This window comes from Streptomyces sp. NPDC014882 (assembly GCF_043081325.1).
In the GTDB taxonomy this organism is placed as follows: domain Bacteria; phylum Actinomycetota; class Actinomycetes; order Streptomycetales; family Streptomycetaceae; genus Streptomyces.
The window spans coordinates 420,829-445,791 of the sequence record NZ_JBIBWL010000002.1; the positions used below are offsets into that span (position 1 = coordinate 420,829).

The following is a 24,963-nucleotide window of genomic DNA, read 5'->3' on the forward strand; positions in this document are numbered from 1 at the left end:
GTCGGACGGACGGCGCCGGAGGGCCGGCGTCAGACGGACGGCGGCAGACGGACGGGATCCGCCTGTACGGTCACCCGCACGCCGCCGCCCGACAGCACCGCGACGGCCGCCGCGTGCGTCCCCGCGACCGTCAGGTCCGTCAGGCTCGTCCCGGGACGCCGACCGAGCCGCTCGGGCCAGCCGAGGACGGCCGGTGCCGCGTCCGGTGGGGACAACTCCAGCTCCCGCAGGGGCGCGTGGAGTCCCACGCCGAGTGCCTTCAGTACGGCTTCCTTGCGGGTCCAGGTGCGCAGGAAGGCGGTACGGCGTCCGGCCGGCGGGCCGGCGTACAGGGCTCTCAGTTCGCCGTCGCCGAGCGCGGCGCGCGCCGCCGCGTCCACGTCGAGAGCGACACCCCCGTCCTCCACGTCGAGTCCCACGGCAGCCCCCCGGCAGACCGCGACCCCGACCACCTCACCGCTGTGGGTGACGGAGAAGTCGACGTCCGCGTACGGCGACCCCTCCGGCACCGCAAGCCTCACCTTGCCGTGCGGCCCGCCGCAGCGCGGGCACACGCGGCGCAGGGGGACATCGGCGGGAGGCACGCCGAGGAGCTCGCCGAGGGCGATGCGGCTGAGCGCGCACCCGACCAGGAAGCGCGCCTTGTCGGCCGGCCGGACCGTGGCCTCGTGGCGGGCGCGCTCGACGGCGTCGAGCAGGACGAGGAGGGCGGGGCGAGCGTCACCCGCCCGGGCCCACCACACCAACACCTCGCGCTCCGCCACTGCCACCGCCGTCGCCGTCACGACTCCTCAGCCCTTTCCGTCGGCCGGTCGTCCGCCACACCCGACCGCCACACCCGACCGCCGTCCCGTCGGCTGTGGCTGTGCCCCACGCCGATCCGCCGGTCGCCCGCCACGCCGATCCGCCGAGTCGCCGCTCGGCCCACGGGCCGGCGAAGGCCGTCGTCGTCCCGGGGCGGCCGTGACGTCAGCCCGGCGGGACGGGGGATATCGGTGCGGCGTGAAATCGCCGCACCGGAAAAGCGGGGCGCCGCAGAATCGGAATCATGGCACCGCAGGTCACGACGCCACGGCGTCATGGTTCGCGTCTCGCCGGAGTCAGTGCACCGCACGCAGCATGCGCGTGACGTTGATCTTCGTCGGCGAAAGGCCGAGTTCCACACTCTGCATCATCCGCTCGCCGTTCAGCCGGCCATAGGCGAGCAGATCGACGTTGGCCAGGCTGAATTCCGGCCAGGTGTGAATGCTCAGGTGGGAGGCCGAAAGCAGCAGAATCGCGGTGACCGCGCCGTTGGGGAAAACATGCGAGGACTCACCGAGCACCTGGGCGTTTCCCTTTTCGGCGGCCGTGCGCAGCACCTGGAGGAGGCGCTTCTCGTCGGTCAGGATGCTGTGGTCGCTCACCCACACGTCCACGGCGTAGGAGCACAAATCATCGACGTTTATACCCTCGGTGGCGAGGCTTTCGGCGTTGGTCATGGGGAACCGGAGGCTGCGATCCGCTGCCCCCGTCTCCTTTCAGATAGAGGTGCGCTGGTTCGCGCGTCCGAAGAGGAAGGCATCGAGGCCGGAAATCGGCGCTCGATGCGGCCCAGCCTAGCATCCGGGCCGCTGTACGGCTCGTGCACGCACGCTGTCAAGAGCTGCGGCACGTCTCCCTCGTCACCCTCCGCGCATCGGTGAAACAATTCGCCGGACGCCCGGAAAATAATTTCCCCGTTCCCCCTCCCCTTCTTCCCCTTCTCTCGTTCTCCTCTTCTCCTCTTCTCCCCTTCTTCTTTTCTTCTTCGCATTACCGGCTTCGCGGCCGGGTCCCGGCGATGCCATGCGAGCCCGTATACTCGACAGTCATGGATTCCATCGGCCCGCCCGGAGCAGCTTCGTGAAAAACGCGCCTCGACACCGTCGGAGCATCCCCGCCGATCGAGTGCTCACGGAAGTCGCGGACGCCGTCAGGCTTCAGGAGGGCCCGCCCGGAGTGCGCTCCGTGCTGCGAGCCCTGCGCCGCCTGGCCCCGGCTTCCACGAAGGACATCAGCCGGGCCACCGGCCTGCCCGTCCCGATCGTGGCCGCGCTGGGGAACGAACTGCGCCGCCGCGATCTGCTCACCAAGGAGCGCCCCTCCCGGCTGACCCCGGCCGGCCTGGACCTGGTGGCCGAGCTGGGCATGGACCTCACCCTCGACGCGACCTGCGGCACCTGCGAGGGCCGCGAGCTGGTGATCCCGCCCGTCCTGGACGAGGCCGTACGACGGCTGCGCGCCCTGATGGAGTCCGGTCCCGCCGCCGACATGGCGATCGACCAGTCCCACTGCACGCCCGAGACCAAGGTGCGCCGCGTCCTGGCGCTGCTCGCGGCGGGCGCGCTGCCCGGCGGCTCCCTGCTGCTGATCGGGGACGACGACCTCGTCTCGCTGGCGGTCGCCGTCGTCGGGGACGTCCTGGGCGCCCCGATCGTCGAGCGCGTGACCGTCGTCGACATCTCCCCCGAGATCCTCGCCTACATCCGGAAGGTGTCCGCGGGCCTGGGCACCCCTGTCGAGACGGTCGAGCACGACCTGCGCCGGCCGCTCCCCGCCGAGCTGCACGACGGCTTCGACGTGGCGATGACCGACCCGCCGTACACCCCGGAGGGCGCCGGACTGTTCCTGTCGCGCGCCGTGGAGGGCCTGCGCCCCGGCCCCGCGCACAGCATCTTCTTCTCCTTCGGCGGCAAGAGCCCGGACGAGATGCTCGAGGTCCAGCGCGAGATCATGGCGCTCGGCCTGGTCACCAACGGCTACATCCGCAACTTCAACGAGTACGAGGGCAGCGGCATCCTCGGCGGTGTCGGCTTCTTCCAGCACCTCCTGACCACCACGTCGACGGCCTCCCGGCAGAGCGCCTACGAGGGCCCCCTCTACACCGGCGACAAGCGGACCAGGCAGCGCGAGTACGAGTGCGTCGCCTGCGGCGCCCGGCTTCGGGTCGGGCCCGGTGCCCGCTGGACGTCGGTCGCCGCCCTGCGCGCCGACGGCTGCCCGCGGTGCGGCCAGGGCCCCTTCCGCCCCGGCCGCCTCGTCCCGGCCGACGAGCCCGAGAGCACGGCGCCCACGGCACCGGCCGCACCACCGGCACCCGCGCCCTCATCGGCCCGGACGCCGGCACCGGCACCGCCCCAGGCACAGGCTCAGCCACAAGCCCAGGCACCGGCACCGGCTCAGCCACAGACGCCCCCACCCACCCCGGCCCTCACCCCCGCCGCCCCCCACCCCCAGCAACCCGGCTGGCACCGCCCCGCCCCCGCCTCCCGGGCCGCCCTCGAGGAGCGGGCACGGCCCTGCCTCACCCGTCAGGCCGACGAGGGCGACCTGCCGGCCATCGGTGAGTTCGAGGCCGAGATCGCGCGCATCTCCTTCGGCGAGGACGCCGTGGACGACCCCGCCCGGCACGCGTCCCGCGTCGGCCGTTCCATGGAGAAGTCCAGGGAGGGCATGATCGTCGCCCACCGGCCGGGCGGGGAGGTGGTCGGCTGGTGCTGGGTGAGCATCAACCAGAACCAGATGACCGGCGACCGCTACGCCAACTTCCGGTCCCTCGCGGTCGCGCCCCTGGACAACCGCGCCGACGTGGCCGAACTCCTCCTCACCGAGGGCCTGGAGTTCTGCCTGGCGAACGGCATCACGGAGGTCGTCGGCCGCGTCCACGTCGGCAACGTCCCGATGCGCACGGTCTACCGCAAGTTCGGCTTCGACCCCGCCACCCTGACGATGAAGCTGCGCCTTCCGGAGGAGGACCCCCGATGAACGGCGCGCCGGGGACGTCCGACCCGACCGGTTACGACCCCGACCGGATCAAGTGCGTCGTCTGGGACCTGGACGGCACCCTGTGGGACGAGATCGCGGTGGAGACCCCCACCGACGAACTGCCCGTCCCGCGGGCCGAGATGCTGGCCGCGATCGACGCGCTGGCGGCCCGCGGCGTGCTCAGCAGCCTCGCGAGCCGCAGCGCGCCCGCCGTCCTCGACCGGATGGCCGCCGTGCCGGAGGTGCGGGAGCGCTTCCTGGCCCCGCAGGTGTCCTGGCAGGACAAGAGCGAGTCGCTGCGCCGGATCGCGAAGGATCTCGGGATCGCCGTGGAGGCGCTGGTCCTGGTCGACGACTCCCCCTACGAGCGCGCGGAGGTGGAGGCCCTGCTGCCGGGCGTGCGCACCCTCGACCCCGGTGAGGTCCCCGCGCTGCTCGCGGCCTTCGAGGACCGCGAGGTCACCCCCGAGTCGCGGGAGCGGGTCCGCCGCTACCGCACCGAGGAGACCCGCCGGGCCGAGGGCGAGCGCTTCCGGGGCACCCGCGAGGAGTTCCTGCGCTGGTGCGACATGCGCCTCGCCGTGGGGCCGGCCGCCCCGGACGAGGTCCCGCGGGCGCTGGAACTCGCCGCACGCACCCACCGTCTGAACTCCTCCGGCCTGACCCCCGAGCGGCTGCGCGCGCTGGCCGCCGCGGACGGGCACGAGCTGTACACCGCCCGCATGTCCGACCGTTTCGGGGAGTACGGCATCATCGGCGCCGCCCTCGTCGACCGGACCGCCCCCGGCTCCTGGTCGGTGCCGCTGCTGGCGCTCTCCTGCCGGGTCGCCGGCCGGGGGGCCGCCGCGGCGTTCCTGTTCTGGCTGATGGAGCGGGCGCGGGAATCCGGTGCCGGGGAGTTCCGGGTGACGCTGCGGCCGACGGACGCCAACCTGGAGATGCGGATCCTGCTCCGCCAGGCGGGGCTGCGCCGTACCGAGGACGCCGACGCCCGCGAGGACGGGACGGTGCTGGCCCGCTCCCTGGTCGTCGGCGGCGACCTGCCGAAACCCCCCGCCTGGCTGCACGTCTCCCCCCGAAAGGACGCCGACGCGTGACGGACGCCCCCACCCCCTCCTCCACGGACTCCACGGATTCCACAGACCGCGCGGTGGTGGAGCGGGAACTGCGCGCGATGATCGCGGAGGCCGCCCGTCTGGACGCCGCCGTGGTCGCCGGGCTCCCCGGCGACACCGACCTGTTCGGCCCGGAGATCGGTCTGACCTCGCTGGCCGGGGTGGCGCTGCTGGGCGCGGTCGACGCCCGGTTCGGCGTCGACGTCGCCGCGCTGGACCTCAGCCTGGACAGTCTCCAGTCCATCGCCACCCTGACCGACTTCGTGACGGCGCACCGGGGCGGCCGCTGAGGCGCACGCGCCCGCGTGTGCGCGACAAGGGTGATCCGGCGGACGCCGCCGTGACCTGCCCGGGGGGCCGGCGTTGAACGGGGAGTGCGGTGGCGCGATCTGCTGCCGTGCGAACCGATTCCCTAAGGAGAACGTGATGTCTCGCATCGCGAAGGCAGCCGCTGTCGCCGTCGGCGCCGGCGCCATGATGGCCGGCGGCGCCGGCCTGGCCATGGCGGACGCGGGCGCGCAGGGCGCGGCCGTGGGCTCGCCGGGCGTCCTGTCCGGCAACGTCGTCCAGGCCCCGGTCCACGTGCCGGTCAACCTGTGCGGCAACACCGTCAACGTCGTCGCGCTGCTCAACCCGGCCTTCGGCAACACCTGCGCCAACATCAGCGACCACGGCAAGGGTGAGCACAAGGGCGACGACAAGGGCGGCAAGCACCACGGCGGCGGCGAAGCCGGTGGCTACGGCGGCTGACGCCGCCCCGCGACACTCCCGCAGGAGAGCCCCGGCACCTCGAGCACCGGGGCTCTCCCCCTTTCTCTGGTTTCTCCGGTTTCTCCAGCCTTTCCGGCTCCTCCGGCTCCTCCGGAACCCCGTGGTCCCCGTGCTTCTCGTGCGTCGGCGACGGTCCGCCGGGCGGCCTCAGGCGTACCGGTAGATCCCCCCCGCGTCCTCCAGCTGGTCCGGGGTGACGTCCCACGGGGGCAGCGTCTGGTGCCGGGCGACGACCCGGTCGTGCTGGTCGCTGCCCGGCAGCGGCGGCCGGGCGGGGAGATAGCGGTGTTCGCGGTGCCGTCGCTGCCAGCGGGTCCACAGCAGGTCGACGAAGGCGTGGTGCAGCCAGAACACCGGGTCGTTGACCGACGCCCCGCCGACCATGGCCCCGCCCACCCACCGGTGCACCCGGTTGTGGTTGAGCCAGGCGCTGCTGCCCCGGCCGGTCCCCCACCCCTCCAGCTTGTTGCGGAAGCCGCGGGTGACCGTCGAGTCCCAGGGTGAGACGTCGTAGACCGGGTCCTTCAGCGCCCGTTCGACGTCGGCCTTCGTCGGCAGGGCGATCGGGGCGCGGGCCCGGCCGAGGTCGCGGGTGAGGAACTCCACGTCGGTGACGCTCTCCCTGATCGTCCAGTTGCCCGTGGCGTAGGCGAACGGCCCCGTCGTCACCTGGCGGTCCGAGCGCCGCCCGTTGCCGCCGAGGAGGTCCGCGGTCCAGGGCGTGGAGGTCGCCGTGCGGTCCCGCGTCCAGTCCCAGTACGGCACCGTCACCGAGGGATCCACGCGGCGCAGCGCGTTCTCCAGGTCCAGCAGGAACCGGCGGTGCCAGGGCAGGAAGGACGGCGCCATGTGGGCCGTACGCAGGCCGCCTTCGCCGTCGGAGACGTAGTGGTCGATGTGCATGCGCACGAACTCGTCGTACTCGCCGCGGCGTTTCAGCTTCAGCAGGGCCCGGACGAAGCGCCGGCGCTCGTCGGCGGTGAGCGTGCTGACGTCCCTACGGACGTGGACCACGATGTCCCCCCAGGTGTGTGTGTCGGCCGGTGTCGGCGGGGGCCCGCAGCAGTTGTCCGGGGCCCAGTTCGTCGACGGCGGCGCGGACCGCGTCCAGCGGACCGGCGTACGAGCGGTAGTGGTCGACCATGCTCAGCCAGGTGCCGTCGGCGCGGCGCATGAGATGCAGCGGGCGGCCGTCGACGGTGATCTCCCAGCGGCCGGCGTCGGCCGCGCCGGTCGGCGGGACGAGACGGCCGAGCAGCCGGCGCCCGAGGTAGGTCTCGTCGAAGGCGGCTTCCGCGGGCCCGGGGCCGCCGGGGCGGCGGGTGGGCCGCGAGGCGGCGACGAGCGGGGTGAGCGCGAGGGCCGCGGCGGCGGCGAACAGTGCCCGCAGGGCGTCCCTGCGGGGTGCGCGTCTCGGCGTCCGTGCCGGGACCGTGGTCACGGTGGCGGTTGCGGTTGCGTCCGCGCTGACGGCCATGTGTGCTCCTCGTCCGGTTCCGTTGTCCACCAGGGGTAACCCTCCGACGGCCCGCGGGGTCACCGTGCGGACCGGGAAGAACGACCGGCCCGGACGGCGGGGCCCGGGCCGGTGGTCGGGCCGGCTGCCCGGCGGGGGCCTGCCGGGCGGACCGGCTACAGGCCCCGGCCGAGTCCGAGGTCGGCGCCCGGCACCGTCCGCAGGGCCGGGGTGAGCACGCCGGCCTGCGGCAGCCGGAGGCCCGGCAGACCGAACCGGTCGGGGTCGGGGGCGGTGAGCGGGGCGTCCAGGGTCAGACCGGGACCGAGGGCGCGCAGGTCGGAGGCCGGGGCGTCGACGCCGACGTGGTGGGACCCGTCGCCGAGGACCTCCGGCAGCACCGTGCGCGCGTCCAGTCCGGGGAGCCCGGCGGAGACCGGCAGTTGCGGGACCACCCGCTCCGGGACGAGGCGGCCCTCGACGTACCGCGGGCCCTCGGGGGCGCCCGGCAGTGGCAGCGGCAGCTCACCGCCGATCCGGGGCAGTTCCCTGTGGAGGGACCTCTCGACGCCGTCCAGCGGTACGGGGACGGGGACCGTGCCGGCCGCGGCGGCGGGGGCCGCGCCGACCGCGGCGGCGGGGGCCGCGCCGACCGCGGCGGCGGCACAGGTGAGCACGGCGGCGAGGGTTCCTCGGGTGGTCGACTTCATCTCGGATGGAGGCCCTTTCGGAGTTCGGTACGGGTCGGTGGCCTGCGTACCGGGTAACGAGCCGGAAAACGGCATCAGTCCACGCATCACCCGGATGGCGCGGCAGTGCGACCGCGGGGTGGTCGGACCACCCGCCGATCCGCGGATCCGTCGATCCGTCGATTCAGAGATCCAACGATCCGATGGTCTGCCGGTCTGCCTGTCTGCCGGTCTGCTGATCCAGCGATGTGCCGGTGGACCGTGCGGGCCGGCCCACGGGGAGGGCCGGCGGTCCGCGTCGTCAGACGCGCAGGCTCCGGGCGGGCACGATGATGTGCGCGGCCGCCCTCAAGGTCTCCTCGTCGCCCGCGAACGCGTTCAGCGCCTCGGGCGCGACGGTCGCACCGGGCACGTCACCGGGCCAGGGGCGGGTGGTGAAGAGGAAGTAGGCGAAGCCGCGCTCGGCCACCGCTTCGAGCCACTCCGGCCGCACCGTGCACTGGGTCTTGAGCCAGGGCATGGTCACGACGGCCTGGCCGGCCACGACCAGCATGCTGACGGGCAGGCTCGGCCGCTGGGTGCCGTCGGTGATCTCGCCGACCGGCAGGCCGCTGTCGACCAGCAGCCGCTCGACGGCGGCCGTGGCGCCCTCGGGGCCGCCGGGGCCGTTGCCGAGGGAACAGGCGAGGAGGTAGGGCATCGCGCGGCCGTCCGCGGCCTCGCCGCTCCACGGCATCATGACGAGGGTCCCGAGGTCGGCGACGGGAAAGGGGCGGATCGCGCTGGAGGTTGAGGTCACCGCGCGACCCTAAGGCGTCCCCGGGGTCCGCCCCGACGGTTGTCACCCGGGCGGAGGACACCGGACGGGTGCTCCACACGAACGGGGGACGGTGCGGCCGGCCCGTCTCGAACAACGCGGACGGCCGGTCCCGTTCGTGCCGGGACCGGCCGTCCGGAGGGCCTGCGGGCGGTACGTCAGCCCCGCAGGGGCAGGCCGCCGAGGAGCGAGCCGGGGGCGTTGAGCGCGGTGGTCGCGTCCTTGACCGTGCTGAGGGGGGAGTTCTCGTTCTCCGTGTCGAGCGCGTTCGACCGCTGCTTCAGCGGCATCACGTCGATGGGGCCCTTGGTGAGCGTGTTGACGGCGCCGTTGAGGCTGGTGGGGGTGAGGTCGGCGGTGTCGTTCGCGAATGCCGGGACGGCGGCACCCGCGATCACCATGGATCCGGCAACGACAGCGGCAGCCTTCAGGGACTTCATCGGGGACCTTTCTTCGGCGCCCGGGCGACTGGGGTCACCAGGGGGGATTCTGACGCCGTGTCTAACGATGTGCGACGGCGGCGGAAACCCCGGGGCGCGGAGGAATTCCGCATCCCGGGGTCCGGGCCGGCCAGGCCCCCGGGACGCGGAAGGGGAGGAGCGGCCGTCAGGTGGCGGGGACCGGAGCCTTCGGGGCGGGCGGCGACACCGGTGCCGGCAGCGTGGACGGCGTGACCGGCGTGACCGGCAGGGCCGGGAGCGTCACGGCGGTGTCGGCGGGCGGGGTCGGCGCCTCCGCCGGACCCGGGAGTTCCGACAGCTCGGCCAGTTCCTCCTGTGCCAGGGAGCCGGCCAGTTCCTTCAGGCCGGTCACCAGCTTCGTGGCCGCGGGGAGGATCTGGTCGGCGTCACCGGAGGCAGCCGCCGCGAGCAGCGCGTCGAGCTGTTCGTCCACGGCGGCGAGCGCGTCGTCCGTGACGTCGGCGGACCGGGACGGCGTCCGGGGGGCGACGCGGTCCGCCGCGGGCGCTCCGGCCGGGCCGGCGGACTCGGCCAGCCGGGTGAGGGCGTCCTCGGCGGCGGCGCCCAGGCGGCTCGCGCGGTCGGCGTCCATCCGGCCGCCGGCCCTCAGCGAGGTGTCGAGCAGGTCGGTGACGGGCGAGAGCGCGGGTTCGACGTCGTCCAGGTTTCTGGCCCGCGCGAGCAGCGCGTCCGCGCCGGAGAGGGACGCACCCGGCACGGCGTGGGCGCGCTCGCGGGTCGCGCCCCCGTCGGCGGCCAGGGCGGAGGGGGCGGCGAAGCCGAGGACGAGGGAGGCGCACAGTGCGGTGAAGGCGGTACGCCGGACGGGCAGGCCACGCATGGGGGAATTCCTTTCGACGTGCGTCGGGTCGCAGGTTCAGCGTGGAAGCGCACGTCACACACCGCAACAGCACGGTCGCCTTACGTCGTTCTCCCCTCGGTCCGCCCTTCGCCGGCGCGGAGCGTCGGGGTCCGCCGGACGGAACCGGCAGCCTCCCGACGCCCGGGGCCGACATCCGGAACGGGACCCCCGGTCCGTACGGCAGCCCTGCCCCGTACGACACCCGTGCGATCCGTCCGGCCCGGACGGCACGCCCGCTCCGGACGGCACGCCCGCCCGACCGGGCAACGCGAACGGCCGCCCTCCTGGCGGAAGGGCGGCCGTGGGACGCCGTACGCGTCGTGACCTCGGTCGAGGAGACGTCAGTTGTTGACGCAGGTGTTGCCGAACGCCGGGTTCAGCAGGCCGATCACGTTGACGGTGTTGCCGCAGACGTTGACCGGGATGTGGACGGGCAGCTGGATGACGTTGCCCGACAGCACGCCCGGGGAGTGCGCGGCGACCGCTTCGGCGCCACTGTCGGCGGCGGCGATGCCGGAGGCGCCGGCGACGGCCGCGGCGGCAACGGAGGTCAGGACCAGGCCCTTCGCGATACGCGACATGGAGAGGTGCTCCTTGGGGGTTTTGACACATACACCCGGGCGGGGATGCCCGGCGGTGTGTCAACGCGCGACATCGCCCGGAGTTTTGCCTCCGAACGGGTGAAGCAGCACCGCGCCGGCCTTCACGGATCCGACACAGATGGCCGACTTCTCCTGATTTATCACCTTCATGACTAGAGTGACGGCTCGTCACCCGCACGCCTGTCGCCACCCACTTCGCACCTTTCCGAAAGGGCACGTCGGTCATGCGCCATTTCCCGGGTCCGCCGCCGCGCCGCGCGCCGGCGGGAGCCGTCGCCCCCGCCTCCCGGTGGGCCTCGGGGGGCGCCCCGGCCGCTCCCGCCCCGGCCGCTCCCGCGCAGGCCGCTCCCGCCCCGACCGCCCCGAAGTCCGGGCGTCCCGCGGTCGCCCGCGACGGGCACTGCGGCCGTTCGGGGGATTCGTTCACGCTCTCGATCGGCGCACGGGCTGCCTCGGCACGGCCCGACCCGTCCGACCCGGCCGACCCGTCCGACGATGTGCCGAACTCCACGATCAGCGGGCCGGGGGCGGCTCCGGCGGCGCGTGTACCGGCGTACGCCCGCACGTCCGGTGACGGCCGCGATGTGTTCGATCTGCGAGCGGGTTTGCGGCGCGGTGGTGACCAGCCGGCCTGCCGGCTCGTTCCCCAGCGGGACGCGGCGTGGGCCGGCGTGTTCTTCGCCGCCGTCGGCACACGGAAGCAGTAGGCGCGTTCCCGCCCGTCCCGAGCGCCACCGTGAGCGAGGAAACCGCGCGATGCACCAGCCAGAACCCGACGTCGGACCGCGGGTCCTGCACCTCACCCAACCCGTGGCCGGCGGGGTCGCCCGCGTCGTGACGGACCTGGCGCGCGCCCAGCTCGCCGCCGGGCTGCGTGTCGCCGTCGCCTGTCCCGCCGGCGCCCTCGCCGAGGACCTGCGGTCCCTCGGCGCGGACGTGCGGCGGTGGGAGGCGTCGCGGGCACCGGGGCCCTCGCTGCCCGGTGAGGTGCGGCGGCTCGCACGGGTGCTCGACGCGGTGCGGCCCGACCTGATGCACGCGCACAGCGCCAAGGCCGGGCTCGCCGGGCGGCTCGCCGTACGGGGGCGGATCCCGACCGTGTTCCAGCCGCACGCCTGGTCGTTCGAGGCGGTCGGCGGGGTCACCGCCGCGCTGGCCCTCGGGTGGGAGCGGTTCGGGGCGCGCTGGGCCGACCGGCTGGTGTGCGTGAGCGAGGCGGAGCGGGCGACCGGGATGCGGGCCGGCATCGCCGGGCGGTGGGCGGTCGTCCCCAACGGCGTCGATCCGCGGCGCTTCCGCCCGGCCCCCGCCGGCACCGTGCGCGCCGCGCTCCTGCCGGACACCGACGCGGCCGCCCCGCTCGTGGTGTGCGTGGGGCGGCTGTGCCGGCAGAAGGGGCAGGACGTGCTGCTGGACGCGTGGGACGCCGTCGCGGCCGCCGTACCGGGAGCCCGGCTCGCCCTGGTCGGCGACGGTCCGGACCACGACGCGCTGCGCTCCCGCGCCCCGGAAACGGTGCTGTTCGCGGGGTCCGTCACCGACGCGGTCCCCTGGTACCAGGCCGCCGACCTGGTGGTGCTGCCCTCGCGCTGGGAGGGCATGGCGCTGGCCCCGCTGGAGGCGCTGGCCTGCGGCCGGCCGGTGGTGGTGACCGACGTGGACGGCGCCCGCGAGAGCCTGCCGGCCGCGCTCGCGCCCCGCTGCCTGGTCGCCCCGCAGGACGCCGCCGCGCTGGCCCGGGCGGTCACCGGGCTGCTGCTCGACCCGCTGCTGCGGGAGTCCCTCGCCCGTCAGGGGCGCCGCCACGTCCTGTCCACGCACGACGTGCGGCGCACGGCCGGGCAGGTCGCGGACGTGTACCGCGACCTGCTCGGCCGGCAGCCGTCCGCCGCCGGTCACCCGGCGCGGGTCGTGCCCACCGAGTACAGGGAGTCCATCCACTCGTGACCACGGAAAGCACCGTCCCCCCGCCGACTGCGGAAAGCACCCTCCTCACACCCGGCGCGCAGCCCGGGTTCCCCCACGCCCCGGTCACGCCGCGGCGCGGGAGCGCGGCGGGATTCCGGTTCCCGGCCCGGCGGCCCGCCACCCGGCCCGTCCCGCCGCTGCCGCTGCTGCTCGCCGACGGTCTCGCCGCGCTGGCGGGCGCCCTGGCCCTGGCCGGGGCACAGCGCCGCCCGCTGATCGTCGCCGCGCTGGTGACGGCGACGATGCTGCTGCGCCCCCGCCGCTCACGGCCGGTGACCGGGGTCCTGGACGAACTGCCCGCCGTGTGCGGACGGATCGCGGTGGCCTGGCTCACGCTGGGGGCGCTCGTGGCGGCGTACGCCCCGGCGCACGCGCTGTCCGCGGAGACCCTGGTACTCGGGTTCGCCGCGCAGGCCCTGGCCGGCTGCACCGGCCGGGCCGTCGTCCACCTGCGGCGCCGCCGGGCGCTGCTGCGCCACCCGCGCGCCGCGCTGGTCGTCGGCCCGGTGGCCACCGCGCAGCGGGTGGCGGCCGGGGTGCTGCGCCACCCCCGCTACGGGGTACGTCCGGTCGGCATCGTCGCCGAACACGTCGGGCACCCCGACGGGACCGACGGGCTCCCGGTGCTGACCACCGGTCAGGAGGTGCAGCGGGCCGTCGTCCAGAACGGCGTCCGCGAGGTCCTGTGCGTCCACCCCTCGGTGCGCACCGCGCAGGGTCCGCTGCTGCGGGCGCTCGCCGAGTCGGGCTGCGCCGTGTGGGAGGTCGACGCCGAGACCCCGTCGTACGCGAGCCGCGAGCAGCTCGCCGGGTTCCCCTGCCGGCGGCTGGACGTGGGCACCGGGCGCGGCGGCGGCCTCGGCAAGCGACTGCTGGACGTCGCGGTGGCGGGGATCCTGCTGCTGCTGACAGGCCCGCTGCTGCTGGTGTTCGCGGCGGTGCTGCGGCTGACCGGCGGGCCGGGCGTGGTGTTCCGGCAGGAACGCATCGGCCGGGACGGCCGCCCGTTCACCCTGCTGAAGTTCCGCACCCACCGTCCGGTGGACGAGCACGAGTCGGCCACCAGGTGGAGCGTGGCGGGAGAGGTGCGGATGAGCCCGTTCTGCCGCTTCCTGCGCGAGACCTCGCTGGACGAACTGCTCCAGCTGTGGAACGTGCTGCGGGGCGACATGAGCCTGGTCGGTCCGCGCCCCGAACGCCCCTACTTCGTCGCCCGGTTCAGCCAGAACCACCCCGGTTACGCGGCCCGGCACCGGATGCGGACCGGCATCACCGGCCTCGCCCAGATCCACGGGCTGCGCGGTGACACCTCCATCGAGGACCGGGCCCGGTTCGACAACGCCTACATCGACAACTGGTCGCTGTGGCAGGACGTCTGCATCCTGCTGCGCACCGCGGCCGCCCTCGTGCGACCGACCGGGAGCTGAAACCGTCCGATGACCCTCGCCCCGCCCCTGCTCCCGCCCCGTGCCCGGCCGCTGCCGCCGTCGCCGGTGCTGCCCGTCGTCGCCGTGGTGGCCCTGCTCGCGCTGCCGGTCGCGCCCGGCGGGGAGGGCGGCGCGGGACCGGCCGACGCGTGCTCCGCGCTCGTCGTGCTGTTCTGCGCGGTCCGGCTGCTGCGGCAGCGGCGGCGTCCGCTGTCGCGCACGGCGGCCGTGGTGCTGGGGCTGCCGGTGGCCGGGCTCGCGCTCGCCGCGATGGGGGCGTCCTCGCCGGGCGCGGGGATCGGCGGCCTCGGCCGCTACCTCCAGGTGTTCGTCCTGGTCCCGGCCGCGGTGCTGCTGCTGATCCGCGACCGGTCCGACTTCCGGCTGCTGGCCTGGTCGTTCGTCGCCCTCGCGGGCTGGCAGGGCGCGGTCGGCGTGCACCAGTACGCCACCGGGACCGGCGCCTCCTACCAGGGCGAGGAGATCCGGGCGGTCGGCACCTTCGGGGCGCAGGACGTGATGGGCATGGCGACGGTGGTGTCCTTCGGGCTGGTCTGCGCGGTCGGCCTGGCCCTGGGCCGGTCCACGGCGCGGCAGCGGGCGGTCGCCACCGCCTGCGCCCTCGGCCTGCTGCTGCCGCTCGCCCTGTCCTTCAGCCGGGGCGCGTGGATCGCGACGGCCGTGACCTGCTCGGCGCAGCTGGTGCTGGCCGGGCCCCGGCGGGCGCTGAAGGCCGGCGCGGTGGCGGTGGCGGCGGGCGTGGTCCTGGTCGGCGGCCTCGGCGTCGGCTCGGCGCTGCTCCAGGAGCGCGTCGGCAGCATCACGCAGGTCGCGGACGCCCCCGACCAGTCGGTCACCGACCGGTACACGATGTGGGCGGCGGCCGCCGGCATGTGGCGCGCGCATCCGCTGACCGGGGTCGGGCTGAAGGGTTTCCCCGAGCACCGGGACGCGCACGCCTCGCTGGCGCTGTCCGCCGGCAGCGACACCGAGGGCGCCGGCGCCGGCTTCCGCAGGCAGCCGCTGCTGTCCCCGCACAACATGTACCTGCTGGTCCTGGGCGAGCAGGGCCTGATCGGGCTGCTCGCGCTGGCGGGCAGCTGGCTGGCCCTGCTGGTGTGCGCGCTGCGCGGGCTGCTCCGGAGCCGTGGCACGGGCGGCTCCGACTGCGCCCTCGTCGCCTGCGGCCTGCTCGTCTGGCAGCTCACCGACTTCCTGTACGCCGACATCGGCGGGCCCTCGACGGTGCTGACGGCGGTGGCGCTGGGGCTCGCGGCCTGGTGGGCGCTGGCCGGGGGCGGGCGGGCCCGCGGGGCCGAAGGACCGGCCGGGCACGAGGGGCGCGCGCGGACGCTCGGGAGCGGTGGGCGCGAGGAGGCGCTCGGGCGATGACGGTGACGCCTTCCCGGTCCCCGCGGGCGGACGGCGACACGGCCGGCGACACGGCCGTACCGCCGACGCGGCCCGACCCGCGGCCCGGGGAGAGCGCCGGGGAGCCGCCTCTGGAGCCGCGGGAGTCACAGGAACCGCTGACGCCCGGAAAGCCACGGGAACCGCGAGAGCCACAGGAGCCACAGGAGCCAAGGGAGTCACAGGAGCCACGGACGTCCGGCGGGTTCCTGGCCCGGGCCGCCCTGGTCACCGCCGCCCTGTCGGTGGCCGGGTCGCTGCTCGGGCTGGTCCGCGACCAGGCGCTGGCCCGGCTGTTCGGGGCGGGCCGGGACACGGACGCCTTCCTCGTCGCGTGGACGGTGCCGGAGTTCGCGACCACCCTGCTCATCGAGGACGGGCTGGCGTTCGCGCTGATCCCGGCGTTCAGCCTGGCCCTGGCCCGGCGCGCCCGGGGAGTCGACGGCGACCCGGTCCGCGCCCTGGTCGCCGGGACGCTCCCGCGGCTGTCGCTGGCGTTCGCGGCGGTCGGCGCCCTCGTGGCGGCGCTCGCCCCGCGGCTGGTCGGGGTCCTCGCGCCCGGCCTGCCCGATCCCGGGCTCGCCGTCGACTGCACCCGGCTCACCGCGACCTGCGTGGTGAGCTTCGGGCTCGCCGGGTACTGCAGCGCGGCGCTGCGCGCGCACCGGCGGTTCGCGGCGCCGGCGGCGATCTACGTGGCGTACAACACCGGGATCGTCGCGGGGATGTCCGTGCTCGGCGGACGCTGGGGGGTGCGGTCGGCGGCGTTCGGGGTCGCGGTCGGCGGCTGCCTGATGGTGGCCGTCCAACTGCCGTCGCTGTGGAAGCAGTTGCGCAGGCGCGGGGCGCGGCCGGCGGGCGCCGTGGCCGAGGAGCCGCGGCCGCTGGGCGGGGCCGTGGTGGCGGCCGTGCTGCTGTTCGCGCTGTGCCGGCAGTCGCAGGTCCTGGTCGAGCGGTTCCTCGCCTCGCAGCTGCCGTCGGGGGCGATCTCGCACCTGAACTACGCGCAGAAGGTCGCGCAGATGCCCATGATCCTGTCGCTGATGGTGTGCACGGTCACCTTCCCGGTGGTCGCGCGGGCACTCGCCGAGGGCGACACCGAGCGGGCCCGCGACCGGGTGCGGCAGGACCTGGCGCTGGCCGCCTGCGTGGTGCTGCTCGGCACGGCGGCGGTCCTCGCCTGCGCGCCGCAGATGATCGAACTGTTCTTCCAGCGGGGCGCGTTCACCGCCGGGGACACGGCGGTGACGGCGGGCGTGATGCGGGTGTACGCGCTCGGGCTGCTCGGCCAGACGCTGGTCGGGGTGCTGGCCCGCTCCTACTTCTCGACGGGCCGCGCCTCCTGGTACCCGGCCGGCGCGATGGCCGTCGGGATCCTCGTGACGTCCTGGCTGGGCGCGCTGTGCGTGGCGCCCTGGGGGGTGTACGGGATCGCCGCCGCCAACGCGGCCGGCATCACCGTCACCGCCCTGGTGCTGCTGGCCGGCACCGCGGGCGGACCGGCCGGCTCACGCCCGCGGCGGGGCGCGCACCGCGTGCCGCGCAGCGTCCCGCTCCACGTCCCGGGCGTCGTGAACGAGTTGAGCCGGCCGGTACTGGCCGCTCTGGTCGCGGCCCCCGTCGGCGCCCTCGCCGCAAGCCGCTTCGGCGGCCCCGCGGCGGGACTGGCCGCCGGGTCGCTCACCGTGACCGCCGTCTTCGTCCTGCTGGGCTGGGCGCTGGGCGCCCAGGGCATCGCCTCCGCACTCCGACCCGTTCGTTCCGCGACCCGAAGGCTCCCGCATGTCCGTTCCCGTTGACACCGCAACCGGCCCCGTCCCCTGGGTGGCGATGTACCACTCCGTGGGCGACTGCTCCGACGACCCGTACCGCATCACGGTCACGCCCGAGCGGCTGGACCGGCACCTGACCCTGCTGGCGCGCTGGGGGCTGCGGGGCGTCTCGCTGGCCGAGCTGCTCGCCGCCCGCGCGCGCGGCGAGGGGCGTGACCTGGCCGGCCTGACCTTCGACGACGGCTACGCCGACTTCCTCACCGGCGCCCTGCCCGTGCTGCGCCGGCACGGCTGCACCGCGACCCTCTTCGTGCTGCCGGGCCGGCTCGGCGGCGACAACGCCTGGGACCCGCTCGGCCCGCGCAGACCGCTGCTGACCGCCGACGGCGTCCGCGAGGCCGCCGCCCGGGGCGTCGAGATCGGCTCGCACGGCCTGACCCACGTGGACCTCACCCGGGCGGACGACCGCGCCCTGGAGGCCGAGACCGCCGGCAGCCGGGCCGCGCTCGCGGAGCTGCTCGGCACGGACGTCGCGGGATTCTGCTACCCCTACGGGACGGTCGACCGGCGCGCCGTGGACGCCGTACGGGACGCCGGGTACGCGTACGCCTGCGCGATCGACCCCGGCCCGCTGACCGGCCCGCACGCCCTGCCGCGCGTCCACGTCGGGCAGAACGACACCGCCGCCCGGCTGTTCCTCAAGCACCGGCTGCACCGGCTGCGCCGCCGTCCCGTGGCGGGCCTGCGATGAGGGCGCTGCACGTCATCACGGGGCTCGGGGTCGGCGGTGCCGAGCAGCAACTGCGGCTGCTGCTGCGCCACCTGCCCGCCGACTGCGACGTCGTGACGCTGACCGGCCCGGGCCCGGTGGCCGACGGGCTGAGCGCGGACGGGGTGCGCGTCGTCCACCTCGGCATGGCCGGCAACCGCGACCTGACCGCCCTGCCCCGGCTGGTCCGGATCGTCCGCTCCGGCCGCTACGACCTCGTCCACACCCACCTCTACCGCGCCTGCCTCTACGGCCGCCTCGCCGCCCGGCTCGCCGGGGTGCGCGCGGTGGTCGCCACCGAACACTCCCTGGGCGACTCCCAGATGGAGGGCCGCCCGCTCACCCGGGGCGTCCGCGCCCTGTACCTGGCGGGCGAGCGGCTGGGCCGCACCACGGTCGCCGTCTCCCCCACGGTCGCCGAACGCCTGCGGCGCTGGGGCGTCCCGGCCGACCGGATCGTGGTCGTCCCCAACGGCATCGACCTGGCCCGGTTCCGCTTCGACCCGCTCCGGCGCCACCGCACCCGCCGCCGCCTGGGCCTGCCCGACCACGCCCGCGTCATCGGCGGCGTCGGGCGCCTGCACCCGGGCAAACGCTTCGACGTCCTGGTCACCGCCCTCGCCGCGCTCCCGGCCGACCACTACCTGCTGCTGGTCGGCGGCGGCCCCGAGGAGAGCGCGCTGCGCCGCACCGCGCACGAGGCCGGCGTCGCCGACCGGGTCCTGTTCACCGGCGAACGCCCCTGTTTCCCGGACGGCGGCCCCGGCCCCGACCTGCCGTCCCTCGTCTGCGCGATGGACGTGCTCGTCTCCCCCTCGCCGGAGGAGGCGTTCGGCCTGGCCGCCGTCGAGGCCCTGGCCTCGGGCCTGCCGGTGCTGTACGCGTCCTGCCCGGCGATCGAGGACCTCCCCGCGTCCGCCGCGCCCGCCGCCCGGCGCGTCACCGGCGGCCCCGAGGCCTTCGCCCGGGCGCTCGCCGGGACCCGCGCCGCCGACCCGGGTCCGCGCACCGCACCCGAGGCCGCCCGCCACTACGACATCACCCGCAGCGCCGCCCGGCTCATGGACGTGTACGCGGCCGCGGCGGCCCGCCGGCCCCTGCCGTCCCCCTCGTCCGCCCCGTCACCCCAGGAAGTGCCCTCCTCATGACCGACAACCCCACCCGCCCGCGCCGCCGAGCCGGCGCCCCGGGCCGTGTCAGGACGCTCCCGCCGTGGTCGCTGCTCGCCGTCGGCGCCCTCGCCGGCGGCCTGCTCGGCGGCGCCTACGGCGCCCTGAAGCCGCCCGTGTACAGCGCCACGGCCTACGTCGTCGCCGTCCCCACCGAGAAGTCCGACCCGGCGTCCGCGCTCGGCTTCGCACAGGCCTACGGCCGGGTCGCCACCCAGCTGGCGGTACTCGGGGACGCGCAGGTGTGGGCGGGGGTACCGGTGCGGACGCTCCGGGGCGCGGTGCGCACGGCGACCTCGCCCGACGCGCCGATGGTGTCGATCACCGCGACCTCCTCGCGCGCCGACCTGGCCGCCGACATGGCCAACGCCGTGTCGCGCGCCCTGACCCGGCACGCCGCCGGGGCGAAGGCCGGCACCCACGTCGAACTCGAGCCGTTCGCCCGCGCGGTGGAGCCCACCGAGCCGTCCTCGGCGTCCCCCGCGCTGACCGGGCTGGTCGGCGCGAGCGGCGGCGGCCTGCTGGGCGGCCTGTTCCTGCTGGTGCGGCCGAGGGGGAGCAGGCCGGAGCCCGGGAGACCGGCCGCCGTGCCGAGCCCGGCACTCGCCGCCGACGCCCGCGGAACGCTGTGAGGCCGGCGTACCTCACCGAAGTCGTCACCGCCGAGCGGGACTTCGCCGCCCTGGCCCCCGCCTGGGCGCGCCTGTACCGGCGGTGTGCGACGGCGACCCCCTTCCAGAGCCACCCGTGGCTGCACTCGTGGTGGCTCTCCTACGGCGGACACGGCCGGCTGCGGCTGCTGGTGGTGCGCTCCGGCGACGACCTGCTCGCGGTCGCCCCGCTGATGGCCGTGCGCCGCCCGCTGCCCGCCCTGGTGCCGCTCGGCGGGGCGATCTCCGACTACGGGGACGTCCTGGTCGACGACGAGCGGGGGGAGACGGCCGTCGCCGCGCTCACCGAGGCGCTCGCCGGGGCCGCCCGCTCCGCGCTGATCGACTTCCGCGAGGTCCGGCCGGGCAGCGCGGTCGAGCAGGTCTACGAGCGCTGGAGCGGGCCCCGGCGGCGGGTGAGCGACTCGGTGTGCCTGGAGCTGCCCGCCGTGCCGATGGACGAGCTGGTGGCGCGGCTGCCGCCGGCGAAGGCGCAGCGGGTGCGCGCCAAGCTGCGCCGGCTGACCGCGCTCGGCGTGCGGCGCGAGGTGGTCCGCCCGGACGGGGTGGACTCGGCGCTGCGGCGGCTGCTGGAGCTGCACCGGTTGCAGTGGCAGGGCCGCAAGGTGACCGGCGAGCACCTGCGTGACCGCTTCTGCGAGCACCTGGTGCGCTCGGTGGGCCCGATGGTGCGCTCGGGGGACGCGGTGGTCACCGAGTTCCGCCTCAACGACGACGTGGTGGCCGTCGACCTCACCCTGCTCTCGCGCCGCCTGGCCGGCGGCTACCTCTACGGGGCCCACCCGCGGCTGCGCGAGCACAAGGCGGACGTGGCGGTGATGCTGCTCGACGCCTGCGCGGAGCACACCCGGCACGAGGCGTGCGGCACCCTGAGCCTGCTGCGCGGCAACGAGCCGTACAAGCACCACTGGCGGCCGGAACCGGTCGTCAACCAGCGGCTGCTGCTGGCCCGCCGGCGCACGGCCCCGCTGCTGTCGGCGGCGGTGTGGGACGTGGCCGCGCGGCGGCGGGGCAAGGAACTGGTGCGCCGCTGGGAGGAACGGCGTGAGCATCCGGACCGGGCCGCCGGGCGGGACCGGCGCGAACGTGCCGCCGGCGGCAGGTCCTGAGACGGGCCCACCGCCGGCGGGGTGCTCCGCGGGGAGGGCTCAGAAGCCGCGCGGCCACCGGTTCGGGCGCGCGCAGACCTTGCCGCCCGTCCAGTACGCGGCCCAGTCGCCGAGGTACAGCGGCGAGCAGTCCGCCGTGGGCCGCGGGGCCGGCCCGGTCGTGGGCGGGGCCGGGGGCGGGGTCACGGTCGAAGGGGCGGAAGTCGCCGGCAGGGTCGGACCGGTGGCCGTCGGCGCGGTCGCCGGCCCGCCGGTGCGGCCGGAGAGGACCGCGCGGTAGACCTCCGAGGCCCTGGGGTTCTTCGCGCACTGCCACACACCGTGCGGGCAGTAGTCGGTCACCGTGTTGTACAGCGGCTTGTGCTCGTCCATCCAGGCGAGCATGCGCCGCATGTACTCGGGGTTGTCGCCGTTGCGGAAGAGACCCCATTCCGGATAGGAGACGGGCTTGCCGTGCCTTCTGGCGAAGTCCACGTGTGCCTGGAGGCCGTAGGGCTCCGTCACCTGCTCGTCGAAGGAGATTCCGCTCGGCTGGTCGTAGGAGTCCATTCCGACGACGTCGACGGTGTCGTCCCCCGGATAGCACTCGGTCCAGGGGACCGCGTCCCGGCCGCGGCTCGGCGCGAAGTCGAAGGTGAACCTCTGGCCCGGCACGGCCCGCATGGCGGTGACGATCCGCTTCCAGTACGTCTTCCAGGCCTGCGGGTCCGGCCCGCAGCGGTGGGTGTACGTGATGCCGTTCATCTCCCAGCCGAGCACGAGCACCGTGTCCGGCGCGCCGGCCTCCACCAGCCGCTCGGCCAGGGCGCGGAAGTGGTCGTCGAACCGGCCCGCCGCGCCCTGCCGCAGCAGTCGCCGCACCTCGGCGTCGGGGACGCCCTCCTCGTTGCGCTCCAGCATGGGGACGTTGAGGACGAGCATCCGGTCGTCCTTCTCGGCCCGCCAGTCGGCCCACACGTCGAGGAAGCCGGGCCGGCCCTCGATGTTGCTCCACCGGTCGCCCGGCAGGTAGGTGTGGCCGACGCGCAGCTCGGAGCCGCCCAGCCAGCCGCTGAGCTGGGCCATCCGGGCCACGCCCAGGGGGCCGTAGTCGAGGTAGGCGCCGAAGGCGGGGCCGGACCCGGCGGTCGGTACCGGCTCCGGGTCCGGCCCCGGAGTGCCGGTCGCGGTCGGGTTCGGGGCCGCGGTACCCGTCGGGGTCGCAGGACCGGTCGGGGCCGGCGCCGGGGTGCCGGCCGGCGCCGGGGTGCCGGCCGGAGTCGGGGCCGGGGCCGAAGCGGCCGTCGCGCCCGGACTCGTGGCGAATCCGGGACCGGACGCCAGCACCGCCGCCGCGACCGCCGCCGCGACGACGGTCGGTCGCCGGAACCGGGCGCGTCGCTGCTGTGGGGCCATGCCTGCTCCTTTCTCCGCTCTCGTGCCGTCACCGGTGCGCAAGCGCACGACTGACACGCGGTCACATGGAAGTCGCACGAAAAGGAACCACGCCACCGCCGTTACGGCTTTCGCGTGCTCCGACGGCCCGCACCGGTGAAACCACCGGAGGAAAAGAGACGTCCGGGCCGTGCGGAGCCCGTGGACCGCCCACGTGGTCCGCCAGGGCCCTCCGCCCACGTGGTCCGCCAAGGCCCTCCGCCCACGTGGTCCGCCAGGGCCCTCCGGCGGCGGGGCCGGCACGGGCGCCGGACGCGTGCGGGGCGTCCGGCGCCCGTCGCCGTCAGCGCCGGGAGGCGGCGCGGCCGCGTCGGTACAGCAGGGTGCCCGCGGCGATCAGCACGGCGCTGACCCCCGAGGCGGCGAGCAGCGCCCCGCTGCCGGTCCGCGGCAGCTCCGGCCGGTCCCCGCCCTGCGGCGGGGCCGGGTGCTCACCCTGGTGCGGGGGCGGGGTGGAGTGGTCGCCGGGAGGCGGCGGCGTGTGGTGTCCCGGCGGCGGGGAGGTGTGACCACCGGGCGGAGGAGTCGTCTCGCCGCCGCACGTGTCGCCGTACCCCCCGCAGTCCTCCTCGGGGCCGTCGCCGTAGCCGGACTCGTCACCGGGCTGGGAGCCGCCGTAACCCGGCTCGTCGTCGCCGGACTCGGAACCGCCGTAACCCGGATCGCCGTAGCCGGACTCGTCACCACCGGACTCGGGACCGCCGTAACCCGGCTCGTCGTCGCCGGACGGCGGTGTCTCGGGGGAGCGGTCCTTCTCCTTGTCGCCGGAGGTGGTCGCACAGGGGTCGCCGGCGGCCGGGTTCAGGGCCGCGGCGACGTCGGCCGGGCCGCCGCAGGCGTTCGCCGGGGTCGCCGGCGGGGCCTCGGCTGCGCTGCCCGACACGGCTCCGGGCGAGTTCCCGGCGGTGCCGTCCGCGTGCGAGTCGGCCAGGGCGGAACCGCCGTACAGGGACAGAATGCTCGTCGCGGCGGCGGCCGCGATCATCGCCCTGCTCAGGGTCTGTCGCAATCTCGTGGTCTTCCTGCTGGGAGAAGTGGGAAAAGCCGGCCCTGGACGTACCTCTCGGTGTCCGGGGCCGGCCTTGATCCGGCCAGAGGGCCGGCGGGACTTTCGGTCAGTCGTTGACGCAGACGTTGCCGACCGCCGGGTTCAGCAGGCCGATGACGTTGACGGTGTTGCCACAGACGTTGACCGGGATGTGGATCGGCACCTGGATGACGTTGCCGGAGAGGACACCACCGGAGCCGATGGTCGCGCCGTTGGCACCGGAGTCGGCGAAAGCGGGGGCAGCCCCGCCGAGGGCCAGAACCAGACCCGCGACGACGGCAGCGGTCTTCTTCATGATTTTCCCTTCTCTGCGGTCACGCCTGGGTGACGGTCGGAACCGAGCGAGCACAACGGGGACGGCCCGCACTATGACCACAGCCTGCACACGAGGAATTGACGACCGGAGCGCCCACGGAACCCTCGCCACGGCGAATTCACACGAATGCCTCACTCCGGGACGCGCCGCTCCCCCGGTGGGAGCAACCGCGCCGGTCCCCTCGTCCGGTGCTTTCCGCGCCGGACGCGAGCGCGCGGCCCGCAACAGGCTCAGCGGGCCGCGCGCGGGACGACCGGGTCTCAGCCGCCGTTCGCCGACAGGACCGACAGGTCCTCCAGGATGTGCGACAGGGCACCGTCGCGCTTGCTCTGGGTGGAGTTGTCGGAGCACTGCTGCGTCAGGTCGTCCGACAGGATCGGGATGTCCTGGACCGGCACGATGTTGAGAACCGCGACGTTGATGTCGTCGAGGGCCGCACAGGGCTTGTTGAGCGAGCCGTCGACCAGCGAGAGCTGGGGGCTCATGTCGCCCTTGGTGGACGAGTTGCCGAACGCCGACGAGCCTCCGTTGCCGTTGGCCACGGTGGGTCCCGAGTCGTCTCCCGTGGCAAGAGCCTGGGGAGCGGCCGCAACCGACATACCGATGACAGAAGCGGCGGCCGCCGCAGCGACCATTGCCTTCTTGAGCACTTCGCGTTCCTTTCCTCGTAGCGACGCACTGTCCTACGGCGAGATCAACCCGGCTCAGGGGTTTTGGTTGCGGGAGTTCACCCGGTTGGCCGCAAGCCGGGGAACCGGCCGGGGACGGGCCGTCCGCCGCCCGCGGGTCTGAGCCAACCGGGTGAACGGGAGAAACCGCTCCGCCCGTTCGGAGTTGACCAGGAGGCTCCGGTGGACGGGGTTTCCGCAGAAAGGACAGACCAGTGTTCAAGAAGGTTCTTGCCACCACGGCAATCGCCGCTTCCGTCATGGGAGCCTCCGCCGCCGCCGCTCCGCAGGCTCTGGCGATCGGCGACGACAGCGGCCCCACGCTGTCGAACGGCAACGGCGCGATGCAGAGCTACGGCAACTCCGCCACGTACGGCAACATGAGCCCGCAGATGGCGCTCATCCAGGGCTCGTTCAACAAGCCGTGCATCGCCGTGAACGACATTCCCGTCGCCGTTCTCGACGTCGTGCCGATCCAGAACGTCCCGATCCTGTCGGACGACCTGACGCAGCAGTGTGCCGAGAACTCCACCCAGACCAAGCGCGACGGTGCGCTGGCCCACCTCCTGGAGGACGTGTCGATCCTGTCCGCGAGCAGCGAGCGCTGACACCGGCATGGGGGGGGGGGGGGGGCCCCCCGGGG

General features: G+C 75.1%; 26 protein-coding genes. 13 read left to right on the plus strand and 13 right to left on the minus strand.

The window, feature by feature from the left end:
• Positions 1-29: 29 nt before the first annotated feature.
• Together ACF09K_RS06400 and ACF09K_RS06405 are read right to left on the minus strand one after the other, a co-directional pair.
• Positions 30-785: a 4'-phosphopantetheinyl transferase family protein gene (locus ACF09K_RS06400; protein WP_392241351.1), complete on the minus strand. Its 756-nt coding sequence runs from the start codon at positions 783-785 to the stop codon at positions 30-32.
• Positions 786-1,100: 315 nt separating this feature from the next.
• Positions 1,101-1,481, minus strand: a complete 381-nt coding sequence (locus ACF09K_RS06405; RefSeq protein WP_392241352.1) for an S-adenosylmethionine decarboxylase family protein — start codon at positions 1,479-1,481, stop codon at positions 1,101-1,103.
• 448 nt (positions 1,482-1,929) lie between these two features.
• On the opposite strand from ACF09K_RS06405, the gene ACF09K_RS06410 reads away from it, so the two are divergent.
• The 4 genes from ACF09K_RS06410 to ACF09K_RS06425 all read left to right on the plus strand — a co-directional run bounded on the left by ACF09K_RS06410 (position 1,930) and on the right by ACF09K_RS06425 (position 5,651).
• Positions 1,930-3,786 (plus strand): GNAT family N-acetyltransferase, encoded by a 1,857-nt coding sequence (locus ACF09K_RS06410; RefSeq protein WP_392241353.1) that lies wholly within the window; start codon positions 1,930-1,932, stop codon positions 3,784-3,786.
• The gene (locus tag ACF09K_RS06415) at positions 3,783-4,883 is read left to right on the plus strand and encodes an HAD-IIIC family phosphatase (RefSeq protein ID WP_392241354.1); all 1,101 of its coding nucleotides are present in this window, start codon (positions 3,783-3,785) and stop codon (positions 4,881-4,883) included. The genes ACF09K_RS06410 and ACF09K_RS06415 overlap by 4 nt, the downstream gene beginning before the upstream one ends.
• Positions 4,880-5,191, plus strand: a complete 312-nt coding sequence (locus ACF09K_RS06420; protein WP_392241355.1) for an acyl carrier protein — start codon at positions 4,880-4,882, stop codon at positions 5,189-5,191. The genes ACF09K_RS06415 and ACF09K_RS06420 overlap by 4 nt, the downstream gene beginning before the upstream one ends.
• 136 nt (positions 5,192-5,327) lie before the next feature.
• Positions 5,328-5,651 (plus strand): chaplin, encoded by a 324-nt coding sequence (locus ACF09K_RS06425; RefSeq protein ID WP_392241356.1) that lies wholly within the window; start codon positions 5,328-5,330, stop codon positions 5,649-5,651.
• A 168-nt stretch (positions 5,652-5,819) separates the two neighbouring features.
• Here ACF09K_RS06425 and ACF09K_RS06430 read toward each other — a convergent pair whose 3' ends face one another.
• The 7 genes from ACF09K_RS06430 to ACF09K_RS06460 form a co-directional block, all read right to left on the minus strand.
• On the minus strand, positions 5,820-6,686 hold the full coding sequence (locus ACF09K_RS06430; RefSeq protein ID WP_392241357.1) for a tyrosinase family protein: 867 nt from the start codon (positions 6,684-6,686) through the stop codon (positions 5,820-5,822).
• Entirely contained in the window at positions 6,670-7,149 is a 480-nt protein-coding gene (locus ACF09K_RS06435; protein ID WP_392241358.1) for a tyrosinase family oxidase copper chaperone, read from the minus strand. The genes ACF09K_RS06430 and ACF09K_RS06435 overlap by 17 nt, the downstream gene beginning before the upstream one ends.
• Before the next feature lie 155 nt (positions 7,150-7,304).
• Positions 7,305-7,838 carry a hypothetical protein gene (locus ACF09K_RS06440; protein WP_392241359.1) on the minus strand — a complete coding sequence of 178 codons (534 nt, stop codon included), beginning with the start codon at positions 7,836-7,838 and terminating at the stop codon, positions 7,305-7,307.
• A 280-nt stretch (positions 7,839-8,118) separates the two neighbouring features.
• On the minus strand, positions 8,119-8,616 hold the full coding sequence (locus ACF09K_RS06445) for a DUF5949 family protein (RefSeq protein WP_392241360.1): 498 nt from the start codon (positions 8,614-8,616) through the stop codon (positions 8,119-8,121).
• Positions 8,617-8,792: 176 nt separating this feature from the next.
• Positions 8,793-9,074 carry a hypothetical protein gene (locus ACF09K_RS06450; protein ID WP_392241361.1) on the minus strand — a complete coding sequence of 94 codons (282 nt, stop codon included), beginning with the start codon at positions 9,072-9,074 and terminating at the stop codon, positions 8,793-8,795.
• 166 nt (positions 9,075-9,240) lie between these two features.
• Positions 9,241-9,936 (minus strand): hypothetical protein, encoded by a 696-nt coding sequence (locus ACF09K_RS06455; protein ID WP_392241362.1) that lies wholly within the window; start codon positions 9,934-9,936, stop codon positions 9,241-9,243.
• 362 nt (positions 9,937-10,298) lie between these two features.
• Complete coding sequence (locus ACF09K_RS06460; protein WP_392241363.1) at positions 10,299-10,538, minus strand: chaplin; 240 nt, start codon at positions 10,536-10,538, stop codon at positions 10,299-10,301.
• Between the two features lie 777 nt (positions 10,539-11,315).
• On the opposite strand from ACF09K_RS06460, the gene ACF09K_RS06465 reads away from it, so the two are divergent.
• Genes ACF09K_RS06465 through ACF09K_RS06500 form a run of 8 tightly spaced genes read left to right on the plus strand, consistent with a single transcriptional unit; the run spans position 11,316 to position 20,854 of the window.
• Entirely contained in the window at positions 11,316-12,506 is a 1,191-nt protein-coding gene (locus ACF09K_RS06465) for a glycosyltransferase (protein WP_392241364.1), read from the plus strand.
• Entirely contained in the window at positions 12,503-13,954 is a 1,452-nt protein-coding gene (locus ACF09K_RS06470) for an exopolysaccharide biosynthesis polyprenyl glycosylphosphotransferase (RefSeq protein WP_392241365.1), read from the plus strand. The genes ACF09K_RS06465 and ACF09K_RS06470 overlap by 4 nt, the downstream gene beginning before the upstream one ends.
• A 9-nt stretch (positions 13,955-13,963) precedes the next feature.
• On the plus strand, positions 13,964-15,346 hold the full coding sequence (locus ACF09K_RS06475; RefSeq protein WP_392241366.1) for an O-antigen ligase family protein: 1,383 nt from the start codon (positions 13,964-13,966) through the stop codon (positions 15,344-15,346).
• Positions 15,343-17,163 carry a lipid II flippase MurJ gene (locus ACF09K_RS06480; protein WP_392241367.1) on the plus strand — a complete coding sequence of 607 codons (1,821 nt, stop codon included), beginning with the start codon at positions 15,343-15,345 and terminating at the stop codon, positions 17,161-17,163. The genes ACF09K_RS06475 and ACF09K_RS06480 overlap by 4 nt, the downstream gene beginning before the upstream one ends.
• Positions 17,147-17,887, plus strand: a complete 741-nt coding sequence (locus ACF09K_RS06485; protein WP_392241368.1) for a polysaccharide deacetylase family protein — start codon at positions 17,147-17,149, stop codon at positions 17,885-17,887. The genes ACF09K_RS06480 and ACF09K_RS06485 overlap by 17 nt, the downstream gene beginning before the upstream one ends.
• Positions 17,884-19,053 (plus strand): glycosyltransferase, encoded by a 1,170-nt coding sequence (locus ACF09K_RS06490; RefSeq protein WP_392241369.1) that lies wholly within the window; start codon positions 17,884-17,886, stop codon positions 19,051-19,053. Before ACF09K_RS06485 ends, ACF09K_RS06490 begins: the two co-directional genes overlap by 4 nt.
• Positions 19,050-19,706 carry a lipopolysaccharide biosynthesis protein gene (locus tag ACF09K_RS06495; protein WP_392241370.1) on the plus strand — a complete coding sequence of 219 codons (657 nt, stop codon included), beginning with the start codon at positions 19,050-19,052 and terminating at the stop codon, positions 19,704-19,706. Before ACF09K_RS06490 ends, ACF09K_RS06495 begins: the two co-directional genes overlap by 4 nt.
• Positions 19,703-20,854 (plus strand): GNAT family N-acetyltransferase, encoded by a 1,152-nt coding sequence (locus ACF09K_RS06500; protein WP_392241371.1) that lies wholly within the window; start codon positions 19,703-19,705, stop codon positions 20,852-20,854. The genes ACF09K_RS06495 and ACF09K_RS06500 overlap by 4 nt, the downstream gene beginning before the upstream one ends.
• Before the next feature lie 39 nt (positions 20,855-20,893).
• On the opposite strand, the gene ACF09K_RS06505 is transcribed toward ACF09K_RS06500, so the two are convergent.
• The 4 genes from ACF09K_RS06505 to ACF09K_RS06520 form a co-directional block, all read right to left on the minus strand.
• Entirely contained in the window at positions 20,894-22,249 is a 1,356-nt protein-coding gene (locus tag ACF09K_RS06505; protein WP_392241372.1) for a glycoside hydrolase family 26 protein, read from the minus strand.
• A 322-nt stretch (positions 22,250-22,571) separates the two neighbouring features.
• Positions 22,572-23,297 carry a chaplin family protein gene (locus ACF09K_RS06510; RefSeq protein WP_392241373.1) on the minus strand — a complete coding sequence of 242 codons (726 nt, stop codon included), beginning with the start codon at positions 23,295-23,297 and terminating at the stop codon, positions 22,572-22,574.
• 106 nt (positions 23,298-23,403) lie between these two features.
• The gene (locus ACF09K_RS06515) at positions 23,404-23,631 is read right to left on the minus strand and encodes a chaplin (protein ID WP_392241374.1); all 228 of its coding nucleotides are present in this window, start codon (positions 23,629-23,631) and stop codon (positions 23,404-23,406) included.
• 281 nt (positions 23,632-23,912) lie between these two features.
• On the minus strand, positions 23,913-24,302 hold the full coding sequence (locus tag ACF09K_RS06520) for a rodlin (protein ID WP_392241375.1): 390 nt from the start codon (positions 24,300-24,302) through the stop codon (positions 23,913-23,915).
• 233 nt (positions 24,303-24,535) lie between these two features.
• Here ACF09K_RS06520 and ACF09K_RS06525 point away from each other — a divergent pair, with 233 nt between their 5' ends.
• Entirely contained in the window at positions 24,536-24,928 is a 393-nt protein-coding gene (locus ACF09K_RS06525; protein WP_392241376.1) for a rodlin, read from the plus strand.
• Positions 24,929-24,963 lie beyond the last annotated feature (35 nt).

Bases quoted from the DNA above. Each gene is read 5' to 3' on its own strand.
- ACF09K_RS06405 (WP_392241352.1), bottom strand. From the start codon at position 1,481: ATGACCAACGCCGAAAGCCTCGCCACCGAGGGTATAAACGTCGATGAT.
- ACF09K_RS06415 (WP_392241354.1), top strand. From the start codon at position 3,783: ATGAACGGCGCGCCGGGGACGTCCGACCCGACCGGTTACGACCCCGAC.
- ACF09K_RS06425 (WP_392241356.1), top strand. From the start codon at position 5,328: ATGTCTCGCATCGCGAAGGCAGCCGCTGTCGCCGTCGGCGCCGGCGCC.
- ACF09K_RS06435 (WP_392241358.1), bottom strand. From the start codon at position 7,149: ATGGCCGTCAGCGCGGACGCAACCGCAACCGCCACCGTGACCACGGTC.
- ACF09K_RS06440 (WP_392241359.1), bottom strand. From the start codon at position 7,838: ATGAAGTCGACCACCCGAGGAACCCTCGCCGCCGTGCTCACCTGTGCC.
- ACF09K_RS06450 (WP_392241361.1), bottom strand. From the start codon at position 9,074: ATGAAGTCCCTGAAGGCTGCCGCTGTCGTTGCCGGATCCATGGTGATC.
- ACF09K_RS06455 (WP_392241362.1), bottom strand. From the start codon at position 9,936: ATGCGTGGCCTGCCCGTCCGGCGTACCGCCTTCACCGCACTGTGCGCC.
- ACF09K_RS06460 (WP_392241363.1), bottom strand. From the start codon at position 10,538: ATGTCGCGTATCGCGAAGGGCCTGGTCCTGACCTCCGTTGCCGCCGCG.
- ACF09K_RS06465 (WP_392241364.1), top strand. From the start codon at position 11,316: ATGCACCAGCCAGAACCCGACGTCGGACCGCGGGTCCTGCACCTCACC.
- ACF09K_RS06475 (WP_392241366.1), top strand. From the start codon at position 13,964: ATGACCCTCGCCCCGCCCCTGCTCCCGCCCCGTGCCCGGCCGCTGCCG.
- ACF09K_RS06480 (WP_392241367.1), top strand. From the start codon at position 15,343: ATGACGGTGACGCCTTCCCGGTCCCCGCGGGCGGACGGCGACACGGCC.
- ACF09K_RS06485 (WP_392241368.1), top strand. From the start codon at position 17,147: ATGTCCGTTCCCGTTGACACCGCAACCGGCCCCGTCCCCTGGGTGGCG.
- ACF09K_RS06490 (WP_392241369.1), top strand. From the start codon at position 17,884: ATGAGGGCGCTGCACGTCATCACGGGGCTCGGGGTCGGCGGTGCCGAG.
- ACF09K_RS06495 (WP_392241370.1), top strand. From the start codon at position 19,050: ATGACCGACAACCCCACCCGCCCGCGCCGCCGAGCCGGCGCCCCGGGC.
- ACF09K_RS06505 (WP_392241372.1), bottom strand. From the start codon at position 22,249: ATGGCCCCACAGCAGCGACGCGCCCGGTTCCGGCGACCGACCGTCGTC.
- ACF09K_RS06515 (WP_392241374.1), bottom strand. From the start codon at position 23,631: ATGAAGAAGACCGCTGCCGTCGTCGCGGGTCTGGTTCTGGCCCTCGGC.